Raw genomic sequence first — 17,583 nt, 5'->3', positions numbered from 1 at the left:
GCAAAGGATCATCGATCAGTAGCGATAATGTTCGGGCTTGAACGGCCCTTCGACCGGAACGCCGATGTAGTCGGCCTGCTTCTGGCTGAGCTCGGTCAGCTTCACGCCGAGCTTGTCGAGGTGCAGCGCCGCGACCTTTTCATCGAGGTGCTTGGGCAGGACGTAGACGTCGTTCTTGTACTCGTCGCCCTTGGTCCACAGCTCGATCTGCGCCAGCGTCTGGTTGGTGAAGCTGAAGCTCATAACGAAGCTCGGGTGGCCGGTCGCGCAGGCGAGGTTCACCAGGCGCCCCTGGCCCAGCACGATGATTTCCTTGCCGTCGGGAAACTTGACGAGGTCGGTGCCGGGCTTGAGTTCGGTCCACTCGTAATTGTCGAGTGCCGAGATCTGGATCTCGCTGTCGAAGTGGCCGATGTTGCAGACGATCGCCTTGTCCTTCATCGCCTTCATGTGTTCGGCGGTGATGACGTGTTCGTTGCCGGTGGCGGTGCAGAAGATGTCCGCGACCTTCACGGCCTCTTCCATGGTGACGACTTCGAAGCCGTCCATCGCGGCCTGCAGCGCGCAGATCGGGTCGATCTCGGTTACGAGTACGCGCGCGCCGCCATTGCGGAGCGACTGGGCCGAACCCTTGCCGACATCGCCGAAGCCGGCGACGCAGGCGACCTTGCCCGAGAGCATGACGTCCGTCGCGCGTCGGATGGCGTCGACCAGCGATTCGCGACAGCCATAAAGATTGTCGAACTTCGACTTGGTGACGCTGTCGTTCACGTTGATCGCCGGGAACGGGAGCTTGCCCTGCTTGGCGAGGTGATAGAGGCGGTGGACGCCGGTCGTGGTTTCTTCCGAAACGCCGACGATGTTCTTCACCGAGTTGGTCAGGTAGCCGGGGCGATCCTTCAGGAAAGCCTTGAGCGCACGCTGGAATTCGATTTCCTCGGCATTCTGCGGCTCGGGCAGTTCCTCGCCAGCTTCGATACGGGCGCCCCAGAGGGCGAACATTGTCGCATCGCCGCCATCGTCGAGGATGATGTTGGCGGTCTGGTCGGGGTCCTCATCCGTGGACCAGTCGAAAATCTTGCCGACATAGTCCCAGTAATCGGCCAGGCTTTCGCCCTTGATCGCGAACACCGGAATGTCCTGTGCTGCGATGGCAGCGGCCGCATGGTCCTGCGTCGAGAAGATGTTGCAGGTCGCCCAGCGCACGTCGGCGCCCAGCGCGACCAGCGTTTCGATCAGCACGGCGGTCTGGATCGTCATGTGCAGCGAGCCGGTGATGCGCGCGCCCTTCAGCGGCTGCTCTTCGCCGTATTCCTCACGCAGAGCCATCAAGCCCGGCATTTCGGTTTCGGCGATATTGATTTCAGCGCGGCCGTAATCAGCCAGCGCGATGTCCTTGATGACGTAGTCGGAAAATGCGGTCACGCTCATGTCCTCGAGAGATATTTGAAGAGAATGGCCTCGCACGCGGAAGGGGCGATGCCGTATGGCGCTGCCCCTACCCCCTCCCTCGGGCGAAAGCAATTCTCGCCGCCTGCCGCTCGGGTCGCCGCCAAGCGAGTGCCCGACGAGCTGGTTTTCGCCGGGACACCGGTTGCATGGGCAGCCCGCGCGGCCTACCTCGGCACCGGACGGGACAGACAAGGAATTCAGCGATGACGATTTCGGTGGGCGACAAGCTGCCCGATGTGACCTTGGTCAAGGCGACGGAAAACGGCCCCGAGCAGGTTCAGTCCGGCGAGTATTTCAAGGGCAAGACAGTGGCTCTCTTTTCGGTACCGGGTGCTTTCACGCCTACCTGTTCGGCGCGCCACCTTCCTGGCTATGTCGAGAAGGCCGACGAGCTGAAAGCCAAGGGCGTGGACGAAATCGTGGCCACGGCCGTCAACGACGCTTTCGTAATGGGGGCCTGGAAATCCTCTGCCGGCAGTGACGACATCACCATGCTGGCCGATGGCAATGGCGATTTCGCGGAAGCGGTCGGTCTCACCATGGATGGCTCGGGCTTCGGCATGGGCAAACGCGGACAGCGTTACTCGATGGTGGTCGAAGACGGCGTGGTGAAGGAGCTCAATGTCGAAGCGCCGGGCGATTTCTCGGTGTCCAGCGCTGAGCATATGCTCGGCCAGCTCTGACAACGACAGCCGTCCCAGCTGCGGACAATATCGCCCCCCGCCTTGCCCGATTCGCAAGGCGGGGCGCAGTCGTTTCCGCAGGGGAGCGAAGAAAAACGAAACCGGACAGGCGAGACCGCGCCGAAACGAGAACCCCGCGGTTTTCCGGAGAAACTGATCGGCGACTGAGCGGTCAGCCGTAGCCCATCAGGCTCAGCACTTCCTTGCGGCTGCGCTGGTCTTCGAGAAACGTGCCCATCATCCGGCTGGTTATCATGCCCACCCCCGGCGTACGCACACCGCGCGCCGTCATGCAGCTGTGCGACGCCTCAATCACGACGGCGACGCCCTGTGGCTCCAGATTTTCCCAAATGCAGTCGGCGACCTCGGCGGTCAGCCGCTCTTGCACTTGCAGCCGACGCGCGAAGCCATGCAAAACGCGGGCGAGTTTCGAGATACCCACTACGCGATCATTGGGCAGGTAAGCGATCGCCGCCTTACCGATGATCGGGGCCATGTGGTGCTCGCAATGCGACTGGAACGGGATATCCTTGAGCAGGACGATCTCGTTATAGCCGCCGACTTCCTCGAACACGCGGCCGAGGTGAATGGCCGGATCTTCCGTATAGCCGACGCAATACTCCTTCCACGCACGGGCCACGCGCGCGGGCGTATCCAGCAACCCCTCGCGCGAAGGGTCGTCACCCGTCCATTCGATGAGCGTGCGGATTGCATCCTGCACGTGTTCCGGGACCGGCGGTTTGCCGCGCGGATCGTCTTCGTCTGGTCCAACCAGGCTGCTCATTTACGCCACTTGCCTTTCCATCGGTTGCGAGCCCGTTCGAGCCTGCTCCCTTTGCGGAAAAGGCCGCCTTTGGCAAACGGCTCGAACATATCGTCCGGGCGTTCGGGATCGAGCATACCGCTTTCCGCGACCTCTTCCTGCGCTCCGTTCAATTCGGGTGGATGATACCGGATCAGGTTGCGCCCGTCTTCCGTGATGGAATGATCGATCATCGCGGTCATCGATCCCTGCCGCTCTAGCAACTCGGGAACTTCTTTCTCGTCCAGCCCGCAATGCTCGGCCAGCAGGGAATAGCGGATTTTCGCAATCGCTTCGCAGGCGTGCCCGTTTCCTTCGCGCGCACAATCGACAAATACGTCGCATTCGCTGTCGAGGCCCATCGAGCGGTTGTTCATATTGGCCGAACCAATGCGAAAAATCTCGTCATCGACGATCATGATCTTCGCGTGCACGTAAATATGCGTAATGCCGCTGACAGGCGTCCAGATGCTGAAGCGGCCCTTCTTGTCGTTATCCTCGATACATTTGACCAGTTCGGCCCGGGCATGGTCCATCGCCTGCTGCTCCAGCCAGCCATCGGCGTGTGCAGGATGGACGATGACGATTTCGGGCGGATTGTCTTCTTGCACCCGCTCCAATATCGCCTCGGCGATCGCGCGCGATGCGAAATATTGGCTCTCCGCGTAGATGAATTTCTTCGCCCGCTTGATATGCTCGACGAACAGAGTCTCGATCTCGCGGACTTCCTTCCAGTCGCGATACTCGGCGCGCGTGCGGGCGATGCCGATTTCGACGTCTTCGAACGTCGCCTCCAGCCCTTTAGGCCAAAGGCTCTCTTCCCGTTTCTGGATCGGCAGCAAGGGCGTCCCGCCGGCGCGAATCCAGCGGTCGCGACCCAATTCGCTCAACGCATCGGCGATATCGCCTTCCATCATCATCGAGGCATCGTGCCAAGGCTCGTAAGCCTGCCCACGCGGCGTTTTGCGCAGCGGGTTGTCTTCGGCATGGTCGCGAGTGTCCCACCGCTTGACCGTCATGTCGATCCCGCCGCACACCGCCAGCGAATTGTCGAGAACCGCGATCTTCTGGTGGTGGCTGCACCCGACCGGATGTGCGCTGTCGAACTTGAAGTCGATTCGGCGGTGCCGCGCCCAACGTATCAGATCCCACCACATCGATCCGCGCACGACGAACTTGAATACACCGAAGCTCCATTTGAGAATCCGGATTTCAAGTGTCGGTCGATTGCGCATCAGCCACGAAAAGAAGCTCCCCAGGCGCGCCGGATATTTGTCCTTGTAGCTGCGCTGCCACCAGCTGCGACCTTCGGCGAGATGGATACGAGTGTCGAAGTCCCATCCGATCAGGAAGATGCGGTGTCTGGCCTCCAGCATCGCAGCCTGCATCGCGGAGAAATAATCGGCCGCATCGATGATGACGGCAGCGCGCTTGACCTTCTCATAACGCCAGACACCCGGCTCGACGCCATCGTCCAGCCGGGTGACCTGTGTCGGGTCCTGCTCGTGCGTGTCCATACCCCCCGCCGAGCCTATTCCTTGGCATCTTCCTTCTTTTCCGGAGTCACCTCGGCTTCGGCTTTTTCCTCTTCCTTGCGGCGCTCGAACACCTTTTCCATGTGCGCGCGGTCATCATCATCGAGGTAATTCTCGAAATCGGGGAAGTGGTCTTCTTCTTCCTCGTCGATGTGGTGGCGGTACTGGTGATCGAATTCCTTGAATTTGGTCAGCCACGCACTCGATGACATGTCGGTCGCCGCAAGGTCGTTCAGCGCCTCGTCGATTTCGTGGTGTTCGGCCACGGAATGGCGGGTCTCGTCCGTCGTGGGCGGCTTGCGGAGCATGGTCGAATAGAGCGCCTGCTCTTCTGCCGCAGCGTGGCTTTTCAGTTCCTTCGTCAATTCGGTGAAGAGTTCGTCCCGTTCGCTACTGTCGCCGCTCGTCTCCATCAGCTTGTCCAGCAACTCGCGATGCGTGTCGTGATCCTGCTTGAGGCGGTCGAATATTTCTGCGTTGGTGGCCATGGGATTGTCTCCTTTGCCTATCAAACAGGTTAAGCTGACGCGGGTTCCGATTGCTTGCATGCAGCGTCCGCGCCTCTCATATTCGAAGGTACGATGCACCACCGGTCAGGCCCCACCGCAGTCCAGATGCAGCAGATGGCAGAGGCGGTAGTGCGCGCTCTCCCCGGCGAGTTTCGCGAGCAAATGCAGGATATCGTGCTGCAGGTCGAGGATTTCGCGACCCCCGAGCAGCTTGAGGCAGTCGGCTTACAGGACAAATGGGAACTGACCGGGCTGTACGAAGGCGAAGCTTTGCCCGACCGGTCGATCTGGAACAGCGGCAGGATGCCGGCGCGGATCTGGCTGTTCAGAGAGCCGCTAATTGCCGAATGGCGCGCGACGGGCGTGCAGATGGACGACCTCGTCCGCCACGTGGTGGTGCACGAGGCGGGACATCACTTCGGCTTCAGCGACGACGACATGCACAGTCTCGAGGACGAGGCCTGAGAGGAAGCTACCCATGGTGTGCCGGAAAAGGTTGCATGCCACCAACTTCCCCCGTGATAGAACCAAAAAAGCCCACGACCCTCACAGGTCATGGGCTTTTTTGGCGCGCCAGGAAGGATTCGAACCTCCGACCGCCTGATTCGTAGTCAGGTACTCTATCCAGCTGAGCTACTGGCGCGTTGGAGGGGGCCACATAAGGGGGGCATCATTCCTTGGCAATCCCTAATGCGAAGCTTTTTCGAACAGCCCCTGGGCCAGCGCCACGTCCAGAGGCGGCTTGTCCAGCTTCGCAATCTCCTCGGGCCGGAACCAGTCGACTTCGCCGCCCTCCTGCGTCGACAGCGGGCTGCCGTCCCACAGCGATGTGTAAAGAAGGATGACAATCTGGGCGCTTCCGACCGAAGCCGGCTCCTGAGCAAATCCGGCAGGCAGAAGAGTCTCGCTATCCAGCCTGTACGCAAGCTCCTCTTCGATTTCGCGAACCAGCGCCTGCACCGGGTTTTCGCCATTTTCGACCTTGCCGCCCGGAAATTCCCAGAGTCCCGCATGGGCTTTGTCGGGGGGTCGACGATGCATGAGCCAGCGCCCCTGCGCGTCGGCCAGAGCGAGGGCAACAACGGGCAGCCATGTCGGGATTTTTTCCAATTCCGTTTGCCTCCTCAACTTTTTCTTAACGGTCGAGACCGTATCCCGCCGATGTCAGCTTCGACAAACAGACGGATGGGGCAACGGTTTCAATGGTCGATTTCCTGAAAAATCTGGGACGCGACGAAAGCGGTGCCACTGCTATCGAATACGGGCTGATCGCTGCTCTCATCTTCTTCGCGATGGTGGGTGCCGTACAAGCATTTGGTGAAGGGGCCATTGATATGTGGACCGATATTACCACTGCAGTCGTCACCGCCACGGGAGCATGAGGCAGATTTGTTGGTCAAGGCATTAGGGATTTCTCAACACCTTACCTGCAAAAGCACGATCGCTCGAACCGCCTAGTCGGAGAGGGCCGGGAATGAAGACTGAACCAGGAGACATGACATGAAGTTTCTCAACAAGCTGCGCCGCAACGAAGAAGGCGCCACCGCTATCGAATACGGTCTGATTGCTGCTCTGATCGCAGTTGCTGCCATCACCGCAATGCAGAGCCTCGGTGAAGAACTGTCGACCACGTTCAACACGCTCGACACCACCATGGCTGACGCCAACGCCTAATCCCAACGGATTACAGCAAGAGAAGAGGCGGCGGGGTACTTCCCCGCCGCCTTTTCTATGTCTTGCCGAAGTTTCTTCGACTGCTCAGCGACCGCGCACGACAACCTTGACCTTCTGCCCAGGGGTGACGTTCTCGTCGGACGAAAGCCCGTTGAGAACGCGGAAACGCGCGACCTGATTGTCGTCATAGGCCATGTTCCGTGCCAGCGATGCCACAGTGTCGCCGCTCCGCACGGTCACCACATCGACGACCCGCGGGATTACATTGCCTGCCTGTTGCGCGCTGATGCGGCGCATCGACGAGAACATCGCATTGAACGAACTGGCCTGACCGGCCGGGGTTATCGCCAAGAAATGATAGGCGCGATCGTCGGCGAACTCGTAGGCGAATACAGTCACATCGACCTGCCCATTGCCCGACTGCACACGTGTGGAGCCATATGCTGCAGGCAAGCCGTTCACCGTCGTGCGCTGGATCGACTGCGGACGAAGGTTCTGTTCCGAGCTCAAATTGGCAAATACCGTCGAGACATAAGAGCTGAGGTCGCCGTTATAGGGCGCGAGGGTGAATTGCGCCCGCCCGCTCTGGCCGTTGATGGTCACTGCGCTTGTCCCGTTAACCATGTAAAAACCCTGTGGCGCGGTGAAGGCGAGGCGAAGTTCCGGGTGAATGAACTCGCGCCCTTCGATCACGCCCTGCTGCGGATCGTCGCCATAGAGCAGACCGTCGATCCGGCTGAGGAATGTGTCGCGATTGGTAACGCCGGTCATCCCCTGCGCCTTGGACAGCGCAGTCTGGACGCGGCTGGCGGGGTCCGGGTGAGTCGATGCCCATTCGGGAACGGTCGCGTTATCACGGCCCTGAACACGGGCGTCGAGCGCATTCTGCTGGGCGAGACTATTCAGCACGGTCGCCATCGCGCGCGGGTCGTAGCCCGCCTGGTTGAGATAGCGGATACCGAGTTCGTCGGCCTCCAGCTCCTGCGAGCGCGAGAAACGCAGGGTAAGGAGCTGCGAACCCTGCAGCAAAGTCTGCCCGACTTGCTGGCCGAGGCCGGAATTGCCGAGAAGGATGCCGGACAGGATCGCTCCTGCCGCGCCGAGCAGGGTGTTACGCTGGGCCGCCTGCTGGCGGCGCTGCGAGTGGCGCGCGGCCACGTGTCCGACTTCATGCCCGAGAACACCCGCAAGCTCGGCCTCGTTGTTCATCAAGGCAACGAGCTGGCGCGTCGTGTAGACATAGCCGCCCGGGATCGCGAAAGCATTGTTTACCGAGCTGTTGAGCAGCGACACCGTAAAGGCGCTGCGAGCATTGCCCAGTCCCGACTGCACCGCGATATTCTGGCCGACCTGCTCGACATATTGCGCCTGCGATCCGGTCATCGCGCCGCCAAATTCGCTCAGAAGCTGTGGATGGGCCTCGGCGCCCATCTGTGCTTCGCTCTGCGTAATCGGAGCCGACGAATCGGGGATCGGGCCGCCACCGACGGCCGCGCATCCCGCGAGGGCGAGCGACAAGGATGCAGTTGTTGCGGCGAATATGGACTTGGAGCGCGACATGAGGTGTTCCCCTTGCGTAACGAGCGCCGGTTGGCGGTCTAAGTTCGTGTACGCATGGGAGAACATGGCGGCGGGTCGCTTTGTTCCCGCCGAGCGAATGCGTCGCTAGCCTGCGATGCGGAGAAAACGCTCTTCGCGCATCCGTTTGAGCTCGTCTGCCGAATAGCGACCAAGCTTGTCCAATTCTTCGGCAATCGCATCGCCCAGAGAAGTTGCCGCTGCAGGCGGATCGCGATGAGCACCACCGACGGGCTCTGCGATGATTCGATCGATCACGCCGAGGACTTCGAGATCTTGCGCTGTCACCTTCATCGCCTCGGCTGCATCGGGCGCCCTTTCGGCCGTGCGCCAGAGGATCGAAGCGCAGCCTTCGGGGGAAATCACCGAGTAGACCGCGTGCTCCATCATCAGCACGCGCTCGGCGCTCGCGAGGGCCACGGCACCGCCGGACCCGCCCTCGCCCACGATTGCGGCGACCATGGGAACCGGTAGCGCGAGGCACGCCTCGGTCGAGCGGGCGATGGCTTCCGCCTGCCCGCGCTCTTCGGCCTCTACGCCGGGAAACGCGCCCGAGGTATCGACCAGCGTGACGACGGGCAGATCGAACCGCCCCGCCAATTCCATCAGACGGATCGCCTTGCGATAGCCTTCCGGCTTGCCCATGCCGAAATTGTGACGCAGGCGGCTGGCCGTATCGTTGCCCTTTTCGTGACCGATCAGGACGACCTTGCGCCCATCGAGCTTGGCGAAACCGCCGAGGATCGCCTCGTCCTCGCCATAAGACCGATCCCCGCCGAGCGGGACGAACTCGTCGAAGGCGTACTCGACATAGTCGCGGAAATGCGGACGCGAGGGATGACGGGCCACCTGCGTTTTCTGCCACGGCGTCAGCGTTTCGTAAGTGCTGGTGAGAAGCGCTGCGCTCTTCAGCTCGAGCCGCTGCAACTCGTTGGAAATATCGACGTCGTCGCCTTCGGCAGCGGCGCGCAGTTCGGCGATGCGTTGTTCAAGCTCGGCGACCGGCTTCTCGAATTCGAGGTAGGAAATCATCGCGCTCCGCTAGTCCGATGCGCGCTCTTTCGCAAGCGGGTGGCGCTGGTTGACCAGTTCGACCAGCCGGGTGGCATCGACATGTGTGTAGATCTGCGTGGTGGAGATATCGGCATGACCCAGCAGGGTCTGGAGAGCGCGCAAGTCCGCCCCGCCCTCCAGCAGATGCGTCGCAAAGGCATGGCGCAGCACATGCGGACTCAGCTTTTCGGGTGCCAGATCGGCACGGGCCGCCAACGCCTTGACCAGCTGGAACAGGCGAACGCGCGAAAGATGCCCGCTGCGTGACGGAAAGAGCCATGGTGAGCCATCGGGCCGGACCGCGAGCCAGCGCGACAGGGCAGCTTTGGCACGGCGACTGACCGGCACCATGCGCGCTTGCCCGCCCTTTCCTGTCACCGTCAGGAACGGCGCGTCGCGCGGGACGGCAGCAAGCGGTAGCGAGACCAGCTCTGTCGCCCGCAATCCCGAGCCGTAAAGCATTTCCAACAGGACGAGCATTCGGATCGCCTGAGGAGAATCGCCTGCGGCCTCCTCTTCCCCAGTCCTGAACAATCGTTCGATCTCGTCGTGAGAGAGAATTTTGGGGAGCGGCCTTCGCGTCGTCGGACGCGGCAGGGCGTGGGTAGGATCGTCCGACCGCATGCCCTCGTCGACGAGAAAGCCGAAAAACTGCCTCAGCGCGGACATCTTGCGCGCGACCGTCGATGGGGCGAGAGCGGACCAGCCTTGGGCCAGCTTTGCCAATTGCGCAGGTTGCGCTTGCGCCAGCTCGCCACCCAGCATTTCCTCCGCCTGTTCGAGATCGCGGCCATAGGCGAGGATCGTGTTTCGAGCGGCTCCGCGTTCTGCGGAGAGCATAGCCAGAAAATCGTCGATCGCATTCACTGCCCGACCTCAGGCCCGTGCGACCGCCTCCGCGGCGATCATGCGCGCTTCGGCTTCCAGTCCCACGCGGCGCAGCGCGGACACGATATGGAAGAGATGCCGCGCCGTCATACGGTCCCAGCTATCGCCCTGCATTCCGAGGCCGGCGAGAATGGCCACCAGCGCCGGATTGCCCGCGTTCGCCGCCGCATCGATAGCCCTGGTCCAGCGCGTCTGGCCGCCAAGGCTCATGGAAAGCCGACCGCTGTATTCGTCGATCTCGCCCGATCCTACACGTTCCAACCCGGCAAGTCCGGCAAGAAACATGCGCGACTTGCGTTGCCTGCCCGATTCATCGGCATCGACGAAACTGTCGAGTTCGCCGTCGGTAACAGCTTCGCTACGCGTCGGCGCGGCCAGGGCCAGCAAGGCCCAGCCGAGGCTTCCCTCGTCGACGATGCCCGACCAGCGCATGGCGTCACGGTCGAGGCCGGCGGTAAGCATGGAAGCAATGAGTTCGCCTGCTTCGTGGTCCAGCGCATCGTCCGCAGGCAAGCGCGCCGCGGCATAGGCGGTCAGCACGCGGCGTCCATAACCGAAGTCTCCGCCGTCTCCCCACACATCGCGGATGGCGCGGAGGCGAGTGGAAGGATCGCTGCCGACATAGGCTTCGCGAAGGCGCGATGCGCGGCGATAGGCTTCGCTGTCCTCGCCCCCATCGGCGAAAACCTGGCTGTAGAGATCGACCATCGCAGTGGCCGAGAAAATGCCGCTCTGCGCCGCAATATCGGCTGCATCGGAACGCTCGGCAGCGCCCAGAGCCGGCGTGAGAGCCGCGCTTTTCAAAAGCTGCGGACCCAAACCTTCCATCAAGTCTTCGGGGATCGGCTCGCCCAGGGCGTTGGCCATGGCGAAGCGCCAGGGCGTGATCTGCTCCACGCCGTCCCACTCGATGGTGACCGCGCGCCGGCCATCTCCTGCCGCCCCGGCAAACCTCTGGGCAAAGAGGACATCGATCGTTTCGCCCTGCCCGCGGGACTGCAGGCGGCGCAGGTCGTTCTGCGCGCGGGTGGCTTCACCGGCGTAAGCATTGCAGATGCCCGCCAGCATGTTCCATTGCGGATCCTCGCGATCGGTGTCGACCAGGCGCACTGCCGGACAAGCACCGACGATATCGGCCGTACCAACGTAAGCGTCGATCGCGGCATCGACGAGCGCGGGCGAATAATTCGCCGTGTCGATATCCTGCACCAGGGCGCGTGCGACCGCGTATTCGCCCATCGCGTTCAGGGCTCGCACTCGCAGCGTAGCGAACTCGATCGGGTCCATGCCCTCGGGCGCGGCCAAACGGCTGGCAAGCGCACGGCGAAGCAGGATGTGGCCCCAACGCGAGACCAGCGGCGATTGCGTCCCGGCCAATGCAGCGCGGACGAGAGCGGCAGGCTGCCGCGCCAGCGATGCACCGGGCAAGCCGCCCTCAGCCGTCGATATCACTCCCGCACGCTCGGTCGAGCGCCGGGCGGCGGGCGGAATGTCGAATTTGGGTTTCAGGCCGAGTAGCTCGTCGAGTTCGTCGGTCGACATGTTTTCCAGCTGCTCCAGCGTCGGCAGACGGGAGAGGTCGAGACTGGTCGAATTGGAACTTGAGCTTTCGGCGGGCTGATCGGGGATCGGCTGGACGATCTCGCCCGAACGACTGGGAGGCGTCGCTCCGGAACTCGGCGTCGCCGATGGTGCCGGAGAAGGGGTGGGAGTGGGCGCGGGATCTTCGAACCCCGGTGGCAACAGATCGGTCGGTGCCGATTGCGCGACGACGAGCGATGAACATAGCGCCAGTACCGCGCCGCCGACCAGCCATGCAGCCTTCATCGCGCCGCTCCCGGCAGCGTGATCTCCTGCTCGATCGGATGCAGCGGTTCTTCGCCGCCATCGATCCAGGCCAGGATGCAGAGCGCGACGATAATCAACACCGCGATGCCTCCGATCCGCTTGCTGTCCATGGCCAAGTTTTTCGCGTCCCGCTTCAAGTGCTGATACCTTGCCCGCGCCCTAGCCCATCTCTAGGCACGGCGGCAATGACCGAAGCGCCTGCCATCACACAAGATGCCATTTGCGCCATCATCCGGCGGATCGACCGGCCGGTGGTGCTGGTCGGTTTGATGGGAGTCGGCAAATCCACGGTCGGGCGGCGGCTAGCGGCCTTGATGCAAACCGACTTCATCGACGCAGACGACGAGATCGAGCGCGCGGCGGATCGCAGCATCGCGGAAATTTTCGAGGCGCACGGGGAAGCCTATTTCCGTGAAGGCGAACGCCGCGTGATCGCGCGGCTGATGGAGGAGGATCATGGGGTCATCGCAACGGGTGGCGGCGCATTCATCGATGCCGAGACCCGGGCGCTGATCGTCGACAAGGCCATCGCAGTCTGGCTCGATTGCGACATCGATACGCTGGTCGAACGGACCGGCAGGCGCAACACCCGTCCCCTGCTGAAAAAAGGCGACCCGAGAGAGATCCTCACGAACCTGAAGGACCAGCGCAGCGGCGCCTACGCGCAGGCACAGCTGCATGTGGTGACCGACGACGGGCCGCATCACCAGACCGCGCTGCGCATCTTGGAGGCGATCGACGCATGGCTGTGATCCCGGTCGAACTCGCTGGCAGAAGCTACGAAGTGCATGTCGGCAAGGGGTTGCTGGACGAAGCGCTCTCGCTCGCATGCGCTTTCATCGGGCCCTATCATGGCCGCAAAGTACCGGTCGTAGCCGATCGCAATGCCTTGAAGCACCACGGCGAGCGCCTCGCGCATTCGCTTGCAGCTGACGGCTTCGAAATCGCCTGGTACCTCATTGAACCGGGCGAGGCCGCGAAAAGCTGGGCGGGATTGCAGGACTTGGTCGACTGGCTGCTCGGTCTCGGCATCACGCGTGGCGATCATGTGTTCGCACTCGGCGGCGGGGTGGTCGGCGACCTCACCGGCTTCGCGTGTTCCATCGTCAAGCGCGGCTGCGGCTTCGTGCAATTGCCCACGACGCTCCTCGCCCAGGTCGACAGTTCGGTCGGCGGCAAGACCGCGATCAATACATCGGCAGGCAAAAACCTTGTCGGCGCGTTCCACCAGCCCTCTCTGGTGCTGGCCGATCTCGATGCGCTGGCGACTTTGCCCGAGCGAGAGATGCGCGCAGGCTATGCCGAGGTGTTGAAATACGGGGTGCTGGGCGATGCAGGCTTTTTCGACTGGCTGGAAGAGCATGGCAAGAAGGTGCTCGCACTCGAAGATGCGCCGCTCGAACATGCCGTCGCCACCAGCGTCGCCGCGAAGGCTCGCATCGTCGCCGAGGACGAGCGCGAGACGACCGGTACGCGCGCATTGCTGAACCTCGGCCATACTTTCGGTCATGCCCTCGAAGCGGAGACCGGCTTTTCCGATCGCCTGCTGCACGGCGAAGGCGTCGCGCTCGGCATGGTGCTGGCCGCGCGGTATTCGGCGCGGCGAGGCGGAATTTCCGAAGACGACGCTGCACGCGTGACCCGCGCGATCGACAAGGCGGGGCTGCCGGCCGAAATCGCGGCGCTTGGCCTCGAATGCGATGGCAGCGCACTGGTGGCGCACATGCTGCATGACAAGAAGATGGACGCGGGCGGCACGCTGCCCTTCATCCTGCTGCGTGGTATCGGCGAGGCGTACCTCGCGAAAGACGTCGATCTGGCAGGCGTCGCGGCGTTCCTCGACGCGCAACTGCAGGCGCATTGACGGGCCAGAATGCTGCGCTCATGCTGCGCAGCATGACGCGCTTCATCGACCTGTCTATCCCCATCACGAACGATGTCGTCTCCGACCCCGAAGTCATGCGACCGAAGATCCAATATATGACCCACGAGAGCACGTGGGAACAGATCGCGATGTTCTTTCCCGGGCTGGAAAAGGACGACCTGCCGGATGGCGAAGGCTGGGCGGTCGAGATGCTGGAGCTCTCGACGCACAACGGCACGCATATGGATGCGCCATGGCACTATCACTCCACCACGGATAACGGTGCCCGCCCCGCTCCCAGCATCGACGAAGCGCCGCTCGACCGTTTCCTGCGGCCCGGTGTGAAGCTCGATTTCAGCCATCTGCCACACGGCCATGTGGTCAGCGGGGCCGATGTTGAGCAAGCGGTCGCCACGATCGAATACGAGCTCCAGCCGCTCGACATCGTGCTGGTCCAGTCCGGCGCTGTCTACGGCACGGAGAACTTCACCGACCAGGGCGTCGGCCTCGGCGCGGAGGCCACCCTATGGCTGACCGAGCGCGGCGTCGAAGTCGTCGGCACCGATGCCTGGAGCTGGGATGCACCTTTCAGCCACACGGCAAAGCGCTGGGCTGAGGAGCGCGACCCGGCGATCATCTGGGAAGGCCACAAAGCGGGTCGCATCCAGCCCTATTACCAGATCGAAAAGCTCACCAATCTCGCCGCACTGCCCGCGCATGGCTTCACCGTCAGCTGCTTCCCGGTCAAGATCGAACGCGCCAGCGCGGGATGGATCCGCGCGGTCGCGATAATCGACTGATCAGCTTGCTCGTGGTTCGAGCCGGGTCACTTTCGACCCGGCGCCGACAGGCTGGTAATCCGCCATCATCGCATCGTGTTCGGCGAACAACCGCTCGATTTCGCCGCGCCGCTCCAACAGCATCTGCGCAATGCCTGGGGCGAGGCTGTCGCCATCGCCGATCTTGCCGAGAATGCCTGCGAGGTCCGCGATCGTCGCGTCCTCCGGGGTCTTGTGGTAATTACCCCGCGTATCGAAGAACCCTGTTCCCCTGTGTGCCATGCCTAACTCCTGTGCCTGGTGCCTCAGAAGCGAACCGAAGGGGCACAGTATCGGTCATAAACCGAGTCGTTCAAAGCGCCTTCACCACGTTTGCCCCGTGCAGGGACGGAATAATCGCGCGATGGCGCATTCTGGCAATATTCGTTCGACAGCCGGACGTCTTCGGGCAGGCTGGCTGGTCTATTCGAGCTCCAGGATGATTTCATCGACTGCGAGACTATCGCCTTCTCCGGCGTTGATCTTGCTGACGACGGCCTCTTTCTCGGCGCGCAGGATGTTTTCCATCTTCATTGCCTCGACCGTGGCGAGAGGCTGGCCCGGCTGCACTTCGTCGCCCTCAGCGACATGCAGCTTCACCAGCAGGCCCGGCATCGGGCAGATGAGCATCTTCGAAAGATCGGGCGGCTCTTTCTCGATCATGTGACCGGCAAGGTGCGCAATGCGGCTCTGCAGGATACGCAACTGGTGCGTCGCACCGCGGGTGGTGACGGCATAGCCGGTGCGGGTAGGCGATAGCTGCAGAGTGTAGGTCGCTTCGGGCTCGGCGGACTCTTCTCCGAAGAGCGCTACATCGACCATTGCCTCGCCCGGCGTGTATTCCATCTCGAGGACCACCGGCTCGCCATCGACGGTGATCGCGTCCTCGACCAGCCTCACTTCGTGAGTGGTCGAACCTTCCTCGCGTTCGCCAATCCGTACGTTCCAGTCGCCCGGGGCGTAGAAGTCGCTATCAAGTTGCTGGTCGATCCGCCGCGCACGGTCGGCATCGGCGGTGGCAATCACACCGCCGACGGCTGCGAGAACGCGCGTAAGCTGCGTATCGGCGGGTGCGCCTTCGAAGCCCTCCGGATATTCCTCAGCGATAAAGCCGGTCGTCAACTCGCCCGAACGGAAGCGCGGATGCTGCATGATCGCGCTGAGGAAATCGACATTGTGGCCCAGCCCCTCGATCCGGAACGCGTCGAGCGCCTTGATCTGCAGGTCCGCCGCCTCGTCGCGTGTCTCGCCCCAGGTCACCAGCTTGGCGATCATGGGATCATAGTGGATTGAGACTTCGCCGCCCTCGTAAACGCCATCGTCGACGCGAATGCCGTCGACACCGCGGCGGCCGTTCTCGGAGCCGTCGTCAGTCCAAGGTTCGACCGGCGGCTGATAATGCACCAGCCGCCCGATGCTCGGCAGGAATCCGCGATAGGGATCTTCGGCATAGACGCGGTTTTCGATCGCCCAGCCGTCTATCTTCACATCGTCCTGCGTCATGGCGAGCTTCTCGCCCGCTGCCACGCGGATCATCCATTCGACCAGATCGACGCCGGTGATCATCTCGGTCACCGGGTGCTCCACCTGCAGGCGGGTGTTCATTTCGAGGAAGTAGAAGCTTTCGCCGGTCATGTCCGCGCCGCTGACGATCAGTTCGACCGTGCCCGCGCTGTGATAGCCGACGGCCTTCGACAGGGCGACGCATTGTTCGCCCATGGCCTTGCGCATCTTGGGCGTGACGAACGGCGACGGCGCTTCCTCCACTACCTTCTGGTGGCGGCGCTGGATGCTGCATTCCCGCTCGTTGAGATAGAGCACGTTGCCGTGTTTGTCGCCGAGGATCTGGATTTCGATGTGGCGCGGATCTTCGATGAATTTCTCGATGAAGACGCGGTCGTCGCCGAAGCTGTTGAGCCCTTCGCGCTTGGTCGCCTCGAAGCCTTCGCGCACGTCCTTCTCGCTATAGGCGAGGCGCATGCCCTTGCCTCCGCCGCCCGCGCTGGCCTTCATCATCACCGGATAGCCGATGTCGTCGCTGATCTCGACCGCGTGGTCCGTATCGCGGATTTCGCCGACGAAGCCGGGGACGACGTTCACCCCCGCCTCGCGCGCAATCTTCTTGGATTCAATCTTGTCGCCCATCGCGGCGATCGCATCGGCGGGCGGGCCGATGAAGGCGATGTTCTCGGCGGCGAGCGCCTCGACGAAGCTCGCACGCTCGGACAGGAAGCCGTAGCCCGGATGCACAGCCTCGGCCCCGGTCTGCTTGCACGCGACGATGATCTTGTCCGCGACGAGGTAGCTTTCCGACGCCTGCGCCGGGCCGATATGCACCGCTTCGTCCGCCATGCGCACGAAGGGCGCGCGCGCGTCCGCATCGGAATAGACCGCAACGGTGGCGATCCCCATGCGCTTGGCAGTCTTAATGACGCGGCAGGCGATTTCGCCGCGATTGGCAATCAGGATTTTCGAGAACATTATTCGGGGCTCTCCGCCAGTTCGCGCAATTGTTTCGTGCGTTCTTGAGTGACGTCGATGAGGCAGAAGCTCACCAACATTGGTTCCATGGTGCCGCCCCGTGCCTGATAGCCCGCGCTGGCGCAATGCGCGTCGCGATAGGCGATCCAGGCGCGCTGGGACTTCAGCAGCGTATCGAAATAAGTCGGCCTGCCGTCATCCGGCACGAAGTCGCCGCGATCCATGGCGCGCATTGCCGCGGCGGTTTTCTTCCATTGAACGTTCAGCGCACGATCGGCCTTGAGATAGTCGCGGTGCGCGCAGAAATTCATCGCGCTTTGCACCCCGCGCTCGGCCCGCGCGCGGTCGCACGGCGGCAGCGGATTGGGCTTGGTGGCGGCCTGCGCGGCCATGACCAG

The 17,583-nt window shown here is 62.6% G+C and carries 20 protein-coding genes and 1 tRNA gene; 7 read left to right on the top strand and 14 right to left on the bottom strand.

Translation table 11 applies throughout. The annotated features are described in order from the left end of the window. Positions 1–15: 15 nt before the first annotated feature. Positions 16–1,431 carry an adenosylhomocysteinase gene (ahcY, locus tag Q9K02_RS07705; protein WP_305932370.1) on the bottom strand — a complete coding sequence of 472 codons (1,416 nt, stop codon included), beginning with the start codon at positions 1,429–1,431 and terminating at the stop codon, positions 16–18. A 224-nt stretch (positions 1,432–1,655) separates the two neighbouring features. On the opposite strand from ahcY, the gene Q9K02_RS07700 reads away from it, so the two are divergent. Further along, positions 1,656–2,135 carry a peroxiredoxin gene (locus Q9K02_RS07700; protein ID WP_278327040.1) on the top strand — a complete coding sequence of 160 codons (480 nt, stop codon included), beginning with the start codon at positions 1,656–1,658 and terminating at the stop codon, positions 2,133–2,135. A gap of 172 nt (positions 2,136–2,307) precedes the next feature. On the opposite strand, the gene folE is transcribed toward Q9K02_RS07700, so the two are convergent. Genes folE through Q9K02_RS07685 form a run of 3 tightly spaced genes read right to left on the bottom strand, consistent with a single transcriptional unit; the run spans position 2,308 to position 4,960 of the window. Then, positions 2,308–2,919, bottom strand: a complete 612-nt coding sequence (gene folE, locus Q9K02_RS07695; RefSeq protein ID WP_305932369.1) for a GTP cyclohydrolase I FolE — start codon at positions 2,917–2,919, stop codon at positions 2,308–2,310. Then, positions 2,916–4,454, bottom strand: coding sequence for a phospholipase D-like domain-containing protein (locus tag Q9K02_RS07690; RefSeq protein ID WP_305932368.1), 1,539 nt, complete (start codon positions 4,452–4,454; stop codon positions 2,916–2,918). The genes folE and Q9K02_RS07690 overlap by 4 nt, the downstream gene beginning before the upstream one ends. Positions 4,455–4,468: 14 nt before the next feature. Further along, the gene (locus Q9K02_RS07685) at positions 4,469–4,960 is read right to left on the bottom strand and encodes a hemerythrin domain-containing protein (RefSeq protein ID WP_305932367.1); all 492 of its coding nucleotides are present in this window, start codon (positions 4,958–4,960) and stop codon (positions 4,469–4,471) included. A 93-nt stretch (positions 4,961–5,053) separates the two neighbouring features. Here Q9K02_RS07685 and Q9K02_RS07680 point away from each other — a divergent pair, with 93 nt between their 5' ends. After that, on the top strand, positions 5,054–5,446 hold the full coding sequence (locus Q9K02_RS07680; RefSeq protein WP_305932366.1) for a metallopeptidase family protein: 393 nt from the start codon (positions 5,054–5,056) through the stop codon (positions 5,444–5,446). Between the two features lie 101 nt (positions 5,447–5,547). On the opposite strand, the gene Q9K02_RS07675 is transcribed toward Q9K02_RS07680, so the two are convergent. Both Q9K02_RS07675 and Q9K02_RS07670 read right to left on the bottom strand, forming a co-directional pair. Beyond that, positions 5,548–5,624 (bottom strand) — tRNA-Arg (locus Q9K02_RS07675). Positions 5,625–5,668: 44 nt separating this feature from the next. Further along, the gene (locus tag Q9K02_RS07670) at positions 5,669–6,091 is read right to left on the bottom strand and encodes an NUDIX domain-containing protein (RefSeq protein ID WP_305932365.1); all 423 of its coding nucleotides are present in this window, start codon (positions 6,089–6,091) and stop codon (positions 5,669–5,671) included. A gap of 92 nt (positions 6,092–6,183) precedes the next feature. Between Q9K02_RS07670 and Q9K02_RS07665 the strand changes: the two genes are divergently transcribed. Beyond that, positions 6,184–6,363 (top strand): Flp family type IVb pilin, encoded by a 180-nt coding sequence (locus Q9K02_RS07665; RefSeq protein WP_305932364.1) that lies wholly within the window; start codon positions 6,184–6,186, stop codon positions 6,361–6,363. Positions 6,364–6,481: 118 nt separating this feature from the next. Continuing rightward, a complete protein-coding gene (locus Q9K02_RS07660) occupies positions 6,482–6,655 on the top strand; it encodes a Flp family type IVb pilin (RefSeq protein WP_305932363.1) in 174 nt (57 codons plus the stop codon). Positions 6,656–6,739: 84 nt separating this feature from the next. Here the strand turns inward: Q9K02_RS07660 and Q9K02_RS07655 are convergent, their stop codons facing one another. The 5 genes from Q9K02_RS07655 to Q9K02_RS07635 all read right to left on the bottom strand — a co-directional run bounded on the left by Q9K02_RS07655 (position 6,740) and on the right by Q9K02_RS07635 (position 12,159). Further along, positions 6,740–8,215, bottom strand: coding sequence for a M48 family metalloprotease (locus Q9K02_RS07655; protein ID WP_305932362.1), 1,476 nt, complete (start codon positions 8,213–8,215; stop codon positions 6,740–6,742). Positions 8,216–8,320: 105 nt separating this feature from the next. Continuing rightward, the gene (locus Q9K02_RS07650; RefSeq protein ID WP_305932361.1) at positions 8,321–9,265 is read right to left on the bottom strand and encodes an acetyl-CoA carboxylase carboxyltransferase subunit alpha; all 945 of its coding nucleotides are present in this window, start codon (positions 9,263–9,265) and stop codon (positions 8,321–8,323) included. Positions 9,266–9,274: 9 nt separating this feature from the next. Then, positions 9,275–10,153 carry a tyrosine recombinase gene (locus Q9K02_RS07645; protein ID WP_305932360.1) on the bottom strand — a complete coding sequence of 293 codons (879 nt, stop codon included), beginning with the start codon at positions 10,151–10,153 and terminating at the stop codon, positions 9,275–9,277. A gap of 9 nt (positions 10,154–10,162) precedes the next feature. Beyond that, positions 10,163–12,001, bottom strand: coding sequence for a hypothetical protein (locus Q9K02_RS07640; protein WP_305932359.1), 1,839 nt, complete (start codon positions 11,999–12,001; stop codon positions 10,163–10,165). Further along, positions 11,998–12,159 (bottom strand): hypothetical protein, encoded by a 162-nt coding sequence (locus Q9K02_RS07635; protein WP_305932358.1) that lies wholly within the window; start codon positions 12,157–12,159, stop codon positions 11,998–12,000. The genes Q9K02_RS07640 and Q9K02_RS07635 overlap by 4 nt, the downstream gene beginning before the upstream one ends. Before the next feature lie 48 nt (positions 12,160–12,207). On the opposite strand from Q9K02_RS07635, the gene Q9K02_RS07630 reads away from it, so the two are divergent. From Q9K02_RS07630 to Q9K02_RS07620, 3 genes are read left to right on the top strand one after another with little or no spacing between them, the layout of a single operon-like run. Further along, positions 12,208–12,774, top strand: a complete 567-nt coding sequence (locus Q9K02_RS07630; RefSeq protein ID WP_305932357.1) for a shikimate kinase — start codon at positions 12,208–12,210, stop codon at positions 12,772–12,774. Further along, positions 12,765–13,886 carry a 3-dehydroquinate synthase gene (gene aroB, locus Q9K02_RS07625; protein WP_305932356.1) on the top strand — a complete coding sequence of 374 codons (1,122 nt, stop codon included), beginning with the start codon at positions 12,765–12,767 and terminating at the stop codon, positions 13,884–13,886. The genes Q9K02_RS07630 and aroB overlap by 10 nt, the downstream gene beginning before the upstream one ends. A 32-nt stretch (positions 13,887–13,918) precedes the next feature. Then, entirely contained in the window at positions 13,919–14,686 is a 768-nt protein-coding gene (locus Q9K02_RS07620; protein ID WP_305932355.1) for a cyclase family protein, read from the top strand. Here the strand turns inward: Q9K02_RS07620 and Q9K02_RS07615 are convergent, their stop codons facing one another. From Q9K02_RS07615 to Q9K02_RS07605, 3 genes are all read right to left on the bottom strand, one after another. Next, positions 14,687–14,947 (bottom strand): hypothetical protein, encoded by a 261-nt coding sequence (locus tag Q9K02_RS07615; RefSeq protein WP_305932354.1) that lies wholly within the window; start codon positions 14,945–14,947, stop codon positions 14,687–14,689. A 180-nt stretch (positions 14,948–15,127) separates the two neighbouring features. Continuing rightward, positions 15,128–17,185 carry an acetyl-CoA carboxylase biotin carboxylase subunit gene (locus tag Q9K02_RS07610; protein WP_305932353.1) on the bottom strand — a complete coding sequence of 686 codons (2,058 nt, stop codon included), beginning with the start codon at positions 17,183–17,185 and terminating at the stop codon, positions 15,128–15,130. Beyond that, complete coding sequence (locus Q9K02_RS07605; RefSeq protein ID WP_305932352.1) at positions 17,185–17,577, bottom strand: lysozyme inhibitor LprI family protein; 393 nt, start codon at positions 17,575–17,577, stop codon at positions 17,185–17,187. Before Q9K02_RS07605 ends, Q9K02_RS07610 begins: the two co-directional genes overlap by 1 nt. Positions 17,578–17,583: the final 6 nt, after the last annotated feature.

The organism is Qipengyuania profundimaris (genome assembly GCF_030717945.1).
GTDB classification, from domain to species: domain Bacteria; phylum Pseudomonadota; class Alphaproteobacteria; order Sphingomonadales; family Sphingomonadaceae; genus Qipengyuania; species Qipengyuania profundimaris.
The sequence above is the reverse complement of the archived record's forward strand: the minus strand, read 5'-3'. Positions and strand labels throughout refer to the sequence as shown.